The 8,285-nt window shown below is 44.0% G+C and carries 7 protein-coding genes; 6 read left to right on the forward strand and 1 reads right to left on the reverse strand.

Annotated features, from left to right (window positions below; translation table 11 throughout):
* Nucleotides 1–5: 5 nt before the first annotated feature.
* The 3 genes from DFP76_RS17735 (at nucleotide 6) to trxA (ending at nucleotide 1,810) form a co-directional block, all read left to right on the forward strand.
* Nucleotides 6–671 (forward strand): DUF484 family protein, encoded by a 666-nt coding sequence (locus DFP76_RS17735; protein WP_245931974.1) that lies wholly within the window; start codon nucleotides 6–8, stop codon nucleotides 669–671.
* Nucleotides 668–1,381, forward strand: a complete 714-nt coding sequence (locus DFP76_RS17740; RefSeq protein WP_113875891.1) for an HAD family hydrolase — start codon at nucleotides 668–670, stop codon at nucleotides 1,379–1,381. The genes DFP76_RS17735 and DFP76_RS17740 overlap by 4 nt, the downstream gene beginning before the upstream one ends.
* Before the next feature lie 102 nt (nucleotides 1,382–1,483).
* The gene (gene trxA / locus DFP76_RS17745; protein ID WP_113875892.1) at nucleotides 1,484–1,810 is read left to right on the forward strand and encodes a thioredoxin TrxA; all 327 of its coding nucleotides are present in this window, start codon (nucleotides 1,484–1,486) and stop codon (nucleotides 1,808–1,810) included.
* 63 nt (nucleotides 1,811–1,873) lie between these two features.
* Here trxA and DFP76_RS17750 read toward each other — a convergent pair whose 3' ends face one another.
* The gene (locus tag DFP76_RS17750) at nucleotides 1,874–3,274 is read right to left on the reverse strand and encodes a peptidoglycan DD-metalloendopeptidase family protein (RefSeq protein ID WP_245931975.1); all 1,401 of its coding nucleotides are present in this window, start codon (nucleotides 3,272–3,274) and stop codon (nucleotides 1,874–1,876) included.
* A gap of 105 nt (nucleotides 3,275–3,379) precedes the next feature.
* Here DFP76_RS17750 and tyrS point away from each other — a divergent pair, with 105 nt between their 5' ends.
* From tyrS to DFP76_RS17765, 3 genes are all read left to right on the forward strand, one after another.
* Nucleotides 3,380–4,684 carry a tyrosine--tRNA ligase gene (tyrS, locus tag DFP76_RS17755; RefSeq protein ID WP_113875893.1) on the forward strand — a complete coding sequence of 435 codons (1,305 nt, stop codon included), beginning with the start codon at nucleotides 3,380–3,382 and terminating at the stop codon, nucleotides 4,682–4,684.
* A 118-nt stretch (nucleotides 4,685–4,802) separates the two neighbouring features.
* The gene (locus DFP76_RS17760; RefSeq protein WP_113875894.1) at nucleotides 4,803–5,822 is read left to right on the forward strand and encodes an AraC family transcriptional regulator; all 1,020 of its coding nucleotides are present in this window, start codon (nucleotides 4,803–4,805) and stop codon (nucleotides 5,820–5,822) included.
* A gap of 120 nt (nucleotides 5,823–5,942) precedes the next feature.
* Nucleotides 5,943–7,958 (forward strand): acyl-CoA dehydrogenase family protein, encoded by a 2,016-nt coding sequence (locus DFP76_RS17765; protein WP_113875895.1) that lies wholly within the window; start codon nucleotides 5,943–5,945, stop codon nucleotides 7,956–7,958.
* Nucleotides 7,959–8,285: the final 327 nt, after the last annotated feature.

Genomic DNA, 8,285 nt, shown 5'->3' on the forward strand with positions numbered 1-8,285 from the left:
GTGGTATGAGCGAAGAGGAAATCATTCAATATTTATCCAATACGCCGGACTTTTTTGTGCGCAATGCAGATGTGTTGGATGCTCTCACGATTCCTCATCCTGTTAATGGTCGGGCGATTTCCTTATTGGAATATCAGGTCAACCATTTGCGAAAGTCGACTGCGGAATACCGCGGTCAATTTGAGCGCTTGGTGGAAGTAGCTCGCGAAAATGAATCGACTATGCAGAAAAGTCGTCGCCTGATTTTGGCTGGATTGAATTGCCGTTCGCTCGATGATTTAGCTGTGGCGGTTGATGATATGGTGAGGGACGATTTTGAGGTCGCTTTCCATACATTGATTCTTTTCGGCGATCATCAAGACTGTTCAATCAAATGTCATAATCTGGATGTCGATCAAGGTTTAATGCCTTTTACCATGAATCTTGATGAGTGTTTTTGTGGCATTTTACCTGAAAAGGAAATGGCTTATCTGTTTGCTGAAGAAGCAGGGCAAGTAAATTCTGTTGCGGTGCTTCCTCTTCTATCTCGTGCTGGTGGCGACATCGAAAAGCGAGGTTTGTTGATCTTAGGTTCAGATAAAGCCACCACCTTTGACCAAGAAAAAGGCACCTTTTTCTTACAGCATTTAGCGGATCTATTAAGTGCCATTTTATTAAGGCTAACACCATGACGGTACTTATAACCTTTGATTTGGACAATACATTGTGGGATGTTTCGCCAGTGATTGTCCGTGCTGAATACGCTATGGAATCCTGGTTTGAAGAGCGTTTTCCTGGTTTCTACTTACAGTATGGCAGCGATGGTCAACAGGCAATACGACAAGCGCTTTTAGCGCAGGAACCAACCTTGATCGCAGACTTAACTCGTTTGCGACTGTCTGTTTATCAGCGAGCATTAAAAGCATTTGGTCTGCCGACAGAGGAAGCCAATATGGTTGCTCAAGCGGCCTTGGTGCATTTTTGTGAGTGGCGTCAAAAAGTAGATTTGTTTCCTCATGTGAGCGATGTGTTGGCTGAATTGCATCAGGATTATCGTCTAGCGGTCATCACCAATGGCAATGCCGATGTATTTCACCCTTATGTTGGGTTAGGGCGCTATTTTGAATTTGCGGTACGTGCGGATCAACATGGTGTGGCGAAGCCTGCTCCTGAGCTCTTTCACTATGCTGCTAATCAGGCTGGTGTCGCGGCGGAAAGCCTGATTCATATTGGTGATCATCCAGTTGATGATGTGCTTGGGGCGGCGAATGCGGGTGCTCGAAGTATCTGGTTTAATCGCCATGGTGCTCGTCGTTGGGGTGATGATTGGGGCGCTCGTTCTCATGCAGAAATCCACTCTCTATTGGAATTACCTTCGGCTATTCAAGCTCTTACGCAATAGTGTTTTTCTATTGTGGAATTAAAGAGAATCGATTTTTACCCTAGGGATTTAGTGTTACACTAGCCTCATTCATTGAACAATATAGATTTTAAGGAATTTTTTATGAGTGAAAATATTAGCCAAATTACGGATGCTCAATTTGCTGAAGAAGTGTTGAGCTCAGACGTACCTGTACTTGTTGATTTTTGGGCACCTTGGTGTGGTCCATGTAAAATGATCGCGCCTGTTTTAGAAGATGTGGCTGATGAGTATGCTGGTAAGTTGAAAGTGGTTAAATTGAATGTTGACGAAAACACTGAAACGGCACCTAAGTACAATGTACGTGGTATTCCAACTTTAATCATCGTTAAAGGTGGTGAAGTGGTTGCAACAAAAGTTGGTGCTGTTTCTAAGTCTCAACTGATTGAGTTTGTAAACAGCGCTGTTTAAGCCTGTTTCCATAAGACATAAAAAAAGCAGCCTAGGCTGCTTTTTTTATGTCTTTATTTTGTGTTACCGCTTCAAGGCCGCTAGTTTTCGAGCAAAAGCAGGTGAATGAGAGTTGGTTAACGTGGCGACCACCTTTTGAGCGTAAGGTAAGTATTTTTTCAAATCGCTTTTCGGCATAGGGTCGTCGTTGGGCAGCTTCACTGTAACAGGGTTCTTGTGAACGCCATTAATGCGAAATTCATAATGCAAGTGTGGACCGGTTGCCCAGCCTGTTTGGCCAACATAAGCAATGATCTTGCCTTGTTTTACACGAGCGCCACGCTTGGTTCCTCGGGCGAAACCTCGTAAGTGTGCATACAGAGTTTGATAGCCGCGCCCATGGTCGATGATGACGACATTACCATAACCGTTTTGTTTGCCTGCGAAGGAAATTTTACCGTCGCCTGCCGCTTTTACAGGGGTGCCACTGGAAGCGGCATAATCCACTCCTCGATGTGGGCGGCTAGTTTTGAAGATCGGATGCAAGCGATTAGGGTTGAATTTCGATGAAATGCGTGAAAAGTCGACCGGTGTACGGATGAAGGCTTTGCGCATTGCTAATCCATCAGGGGTGTAATAATGAGCGCCTTTTTTCGTTTGGAAACGAATGGCTTGAAAGGTTCGTCCATTGTTAATGAACTGTGCGGCAATGATGTTGCCATTGCCAATTTTTTCACCGTCTAAGAACTTCTCTTCATATAGTACGCTAAGACTGTCACCCTTACGAATGTCTAAGGCAAAGTCGATATCCCAACCAAAGATGTTGGCAATCTCAATAATGAGAGGCTCACTGATGCCGGCTTTTAGGCCATCAACAAACAGTGAGTTATTAATCTCTGCTTCTTTATAAGTTTGAACGATTTCAGGCGTTCTAGATTCCGTTGTACGAGTGAACTTGTTTTCTTCTCGTTCAAATATAACGCTGTCTAAACGGTTTTGAATAAGCGTCAGTTTTGTTAGCTCACCACTCTTTTCATTGGTCGTGAAGTTTAATGTTTGGCCTGGCAGCATTCTAACCAAAGATTTCTGTTTTTTGTCTGCTTGTGAGACCTTGTAGATATCTTGTGGTGAAATGCCTCTACTAGAAAGTACTTTTGATAAAGAATCTCCAGACTTGACGGTGACTGAGTGGTCTTTGAACGTTGGGGCGCTGTTCTTTTTAACGAGGTTGTCTGGTGTTGGTACATCGTAACCGGAGACGATCCCGGATGTTGAGATAGATGGCATGATGTTGCTTTTGGGTGTTAGTTCTTGCAACTCAGTTAACATAACTTGCGATTGATCTACCAGCTGTAAGTTGGCATGGATAGAGATGGGTGTTTCGTCGGTCGCCTCGTCTGCAGGAATTGCAATCAGGACAATGGCTAGCAGGACGCATACCACAGCAATAAGAAGTAGATGCTTAGTGGGTATCAGTTTAATCAAAATATGTACCTAAAATTCTTTGTTAAAGCTCTGTAATCGTACCAATATTACTTTTATAATTGAATGCTTTGACGAAATTAACTCTATAAGAAGTGGATCTATAAAATGACAGTAAGCAGTAACGACCTTTTAACCGACTTGCAAGCTCGTGGTTTGATCGCGCAGATGACCTCAGAAGACGAGCTGAAATCTCATTTGGCGAGTGGCAGTCGTACGCTTTATTGTGGCTTTGATCCTACGGCTGATAGTTTGCACCTAGGTCACTTAGTGCCTCTGTTGGTGTTGAAGCGATTCCAAGATGCTGGCCACAACCCGATCGCTTTGGTGGGTGGTGCCACAGGGTTAATTGGTGATCCAAGTTTTAAAGCGGCAGAGCGTCAGTTAAACACGTCTGATGTTGTGGCTGGTTGGGCTGAAAAAATTCGTGGTCAAGTGAGTCAGTTTGTAAAATTTGCTGATGTTACCAATCCTGCTCGTGTGGTGAATAACCTAGATTGGGCGGGGAACATGAATGTGCTCGACTTCTTACGTGATATTGGTAAGCATTTTTCGGTAAATGCCATGATCAATAAAGAGTCCGTACAGCAGCGTTTGAATCGTGAAGGCGCTGGTATTTCGTTTACCGAGTTTTCTTATGCCTTATTGCAAGGTATGGATTTCGCGGAGTTAAATCGTGAGTACGACTGTACCATTCAAATCGGTGGTAGTGATCAGTGGGGCAATATCGTTGGTGGTATAGACCTTTCTCGTCGTCAGAATAAGTCCCAGGCTTTTGGTATGACTGTGCCTTTGGTGACGAAGTCAGATGGTACAAAATTTGGTAAAACAGAATCGGGCGCTGTCTGGCTGGATCCTAAGAAAACATCGCAATATGCTTTCTACCAATTTTGGATGAACACGGCGGATGCGGATGTTTATAAATTCCTTAAATACTTTACTTTCCTTAGCATGGAAGAGATCGATGCGATTGAGCAAACGGATAAAGAAAGTACTGGCAAACCGCAAGCGCAATCTATTTTGGCTCGCGAAGCTACGCGCCTAGTTCACGGTGAAGAAGGTTTAGCCGCCGCAGAGCGCATTACCCAAGCATTGTTTAGTGGTGAAGCCGATCAGTTAAGCGAGCAGGATCTTGAACAAATTCAATTGGATGGTTTGCCAAGCAGTTCTCTTGCTGATGCTAATCTAGCGGAAACGCCTTTAACAAGTTTGTTGGCGGAGGCTGGTTTGGCGGCTTCTGGTAAGCAAGTAAAAGACGCATTACAACGTAACTCTGTGTTTGTAAATGGTGACGCGAAAGGCATGGACGACAATATGTCAGCAGCGGACATGTTTTCGCCTGAGAAAGGTTACTACGGTAAATTTTTCCTAGTGAAGCTGGGTAAGAAGAAGCACCATTTGTTTACCCTGTAACGGGCTTAACTTGTTATGTTTAAAAAGGCGCTACGGCGCCTTTTTTAGTTTTGTCAGTGCTCGTTCAGGGTGAATAGTGTATACAGAGTATGGAATTGATTGCGACACGGGAAATGCTATGTCTCACGATAGACAAACCTTAACCACACCAAATCATTATATAGGGCGTTTGTATCATTTGGCCTTAGCAAAAGGTTTGGATGCAGATGCGCTATTTAAACAAGCTGATTTGTCGCCAAGCGTGATTGATGATGTCCATGTTGAGGTAGAGATTGAGAAGCTTGCTGGTATTGTCGAGGGGATTTGGGATTTGTTGCAAGACGAAGCCATGGGATTAGCCAGTTCGCCTTTACCCGCAGGGGCTTTTTTTATGATGGGGCGTGCCACCGTTCATGAAGCGACGTTGGGTAAAGTTCTGCAGCTGGCGTGTCGCTTCTACAACATGGTGTCTGACGCCTATGAAATGACGTTAAGCGAGGTGGATAATACTGCCGTATTAGCGTTTAAGTTGGCGGATACGAGTTTGGATACGTCTCACTTATTTTCGGATATAACCTTATTGGCTTGGCACAGTTATGCTTCTTGGTTGATTCAAGAGCGTATTCCTTTATTGGCGGTACATTTTCCATATACGGAACCGCAACAACATGATTATGCAAAGCTTTATCCTTGCAAGCGTCTGTTCAATCAAGAGGCGTTGAAATTGGTTTTTAGTCAATCTTATTTGGCTCGACAAAATGTTCAAAGCCTAGATGCATTAAAAGCTTACATGAAGCGTTGTCCAATTGAGTTGTTTTTGAAGCAACCGGGAGAGATTAGCGTAGCAAGTGATCTACGGGCTTTGCTTAATCGCTCGTTTGTTACGGGTTTTCCTGATATTGATGAGGCGGCTAGGCGCTTGCATATGTCCAGACGAACTTTGATTCGTAAGTTAGAGAAAGAGGGGACATCCTTTCAGCAAATTAAAGATCTTATGCGTCAAGATCGAGCAAGCTATTGGTTAGCGCAAGATGGTATTTCCATTGCAGCGGTAGCTGAAAAAATTGGCTTTTCCGATGCCGCAGTGTTTGCGCGTGCTTTTCGGCGTTGGACGGGGTTAAGTCCAACTGACTATAGAGCGTTACACATTCGGGGTTAGTTTGATGTGCACAACTCAGTGGTCTGGCACTATTTGCATTAATGATCGGCATCTTATGCCATTCCTCAATGCGCTTTCCTCACGTACCTTTTCCTTAATTACTTTCTTGAGGAATATTGTATGTCTCACCACTCACCTGACTCTATTTCTGCGCAGGCATTAAAAGCCGCTGGCGACCATGCACAAGCCGAAGACGTGGCTGCTTTAGAACAAGCAGCAGATGCGGCGGGTCGACACCTTGCAACCACTCAATCCAGTTTAATTGAGCGAATGATTTACGGCCCCAAACCTGACATAGAAGAGCTGCTTTCGGGTGTCGATAACATGAAGCAATCCGCGACCTCAGAAGCGTCCGCAATCTTACAGGCTGGATTGTCCTGCTTGGAGCAAGGTGACGCCTTTGGCGAGGATGGGAGAATAACATCTGCATTACGTAATGCAGTGGCCAAAGAAGGGGCTTATGGTTTTACTGTTCCAACCCAATATGGCGGACAAGGTAAGCGTTACAGCGAGTTTGCTTGTTTAATGGAAAATTTTGCTGCTAATGGTTTAGGGGCTTTATCTGTTGAAATCTCTGGACAATTAACCATAGGTTCTAGTGCCTTGCTTGGTTATGGTACTGAAACCCAAAAAAGCAAATATCTGCCAGCGATTAGTGGCGGGCAGCTTATTGCGTTTGCGCTTACCGAAGTCGGGGTGGGCGTGAATGCTAAACGTGTCAAAGCTTATGTGGAAGAAGATAAGGAAAATGCATGTTGGCGGCTTTTTGCCGAAGGCGAATGTAATAAGCTCTACATTACCAGCGCTACCCATGGTGGTCTAATGGCCATCGTGGCAAGGAAAGGTAAGGACAGTAAAGAGTTGGCGTTGTTTATTACTGAGTTGCCCGAATCCGATATTGATGGTGAGTTTTCTTTTCATTGTCAGAGTTCTAATGTAAGTGCCTTTCAACAGAATATTAACTCAAGAATTCATTTTAAAAACTTCCCCATTCCATATGAACAGGAAATTTTAGGCAATGGCGTCGAAGTATTGTTTTATTGTTTAAGGATGGGGCGTTGCATGTTGGCTGCGCAAGCTGCGGGTTTTCAGCGAATGATGGCAGCTGATGCTGTGTATTATGCGACACAAAGAGAAGGTGTTGGTGGGAAGGTTATTAAGCATGAATTGCCTCGCTTGGCACTGGCAAAAATATTGGGTGGAGCACTTACGGCACAAGCTCTATCACATTTAGCCTTAGCACAAGATCAGGATAAAGTAGATTTGGCGGGATTGAGAGACGTCACTAAATCGGCCAGTGCCCATTATTTGTTGAACTCTTTAATTGCCTGTGAGCGGGTTATGGGGGGGCGCAGTTTGGATAAAGGTTCTCGTATATCAGATATTAGAGCGACAGCGCATGCCTTTGGTATTGTTGAGGGGGAAGACGACCTGATTCGACTAGGAATGGTAAGGGACCTAACCAAATCGTTCACAGAAAACTACATGGCTGGGTTGCTACATCTTTTGCAGCGAGCAAACATGGATAAAAATGGTCAGCCGGTTGTTAAGGAAAAACATATTCTAAAGCTTTCTTTAGGACGCTTTATTAAGTCGCCAATAAGAATGTCAAATCTTCTGTTGTCACTGGCAAGTAATGCAGGAGTTTGGCGGTTGTTGGGTTGGGTGGCGCGTAATCTGGTATCAAGCCTTATTGATCGTTGTGCGCTATGGTTTCCTAGTAAATTGATGGTTAGGTATAAAAGTATACCGTCGCCATTAAAATCGCATCTAAGGTTTGCGGAATATCAGCTTCGAAAATGTCGTTGGCATTACTTTAAAATTAGTGCTGCCTATCAATTAGAACTGACGCAAGCACAATTACCGTTGCAACGATTGGGTAAGCGCATAGAGACGTTGATGTGTATTGCAACTCTTTGTGCACATGCCAGTCAACTTGATGAATCGACTCAAAGAGTGGCATTGGCGCAAATTGAAATCTTGCGTTCGGAGCTGGAGGGGAACTCAATGTCGGTAAAGCGTATGGAATCATTACGCATCGCCGTCAAAGGAGTTGCAAAGGATTTATCAGAAGAACAATGCAGTTTGATTAAGTCGATAAAAGCACAACCTTTTGCCCACCCTTGGGATGAGTAAAAGGGTGGAAGAAACGCCGCAAAAGTATTTTTTAAAAAAGAATTAAAAAGTACTTGCTAAAAATCTGTAGATCCTTAATATACGCCCTCGCTGACACGGACAGGGCTTCACTCTCTAGCAGAGGGAAAGCAGCTTAAGTGTAACGGCAACGCTCTTTAAAATAGATAATCAGATAATTTGTGTGGGCGCTCGCTGGGGCTTCAAAAAAGAAATTGAAGTCTTACGAGAGTCTAACACGTCAATTCGCTTTATTAAGTAATTGTTAGTGTTTCGAGATTTGAGTGAGCAAACTTTTTAACTGAAGAGTTTGATCATGGCTCAGATTGA

This window comes from Marinomonas aquiplantarum, assembly GCF_003314975.1.
Lineage (GTDB): Bacteria > Pseudomonadota > Gammaproteobacteria > Pseudomonadales > Marinomonadaceae > Marinomonas > Marinomonas aquiplantarum.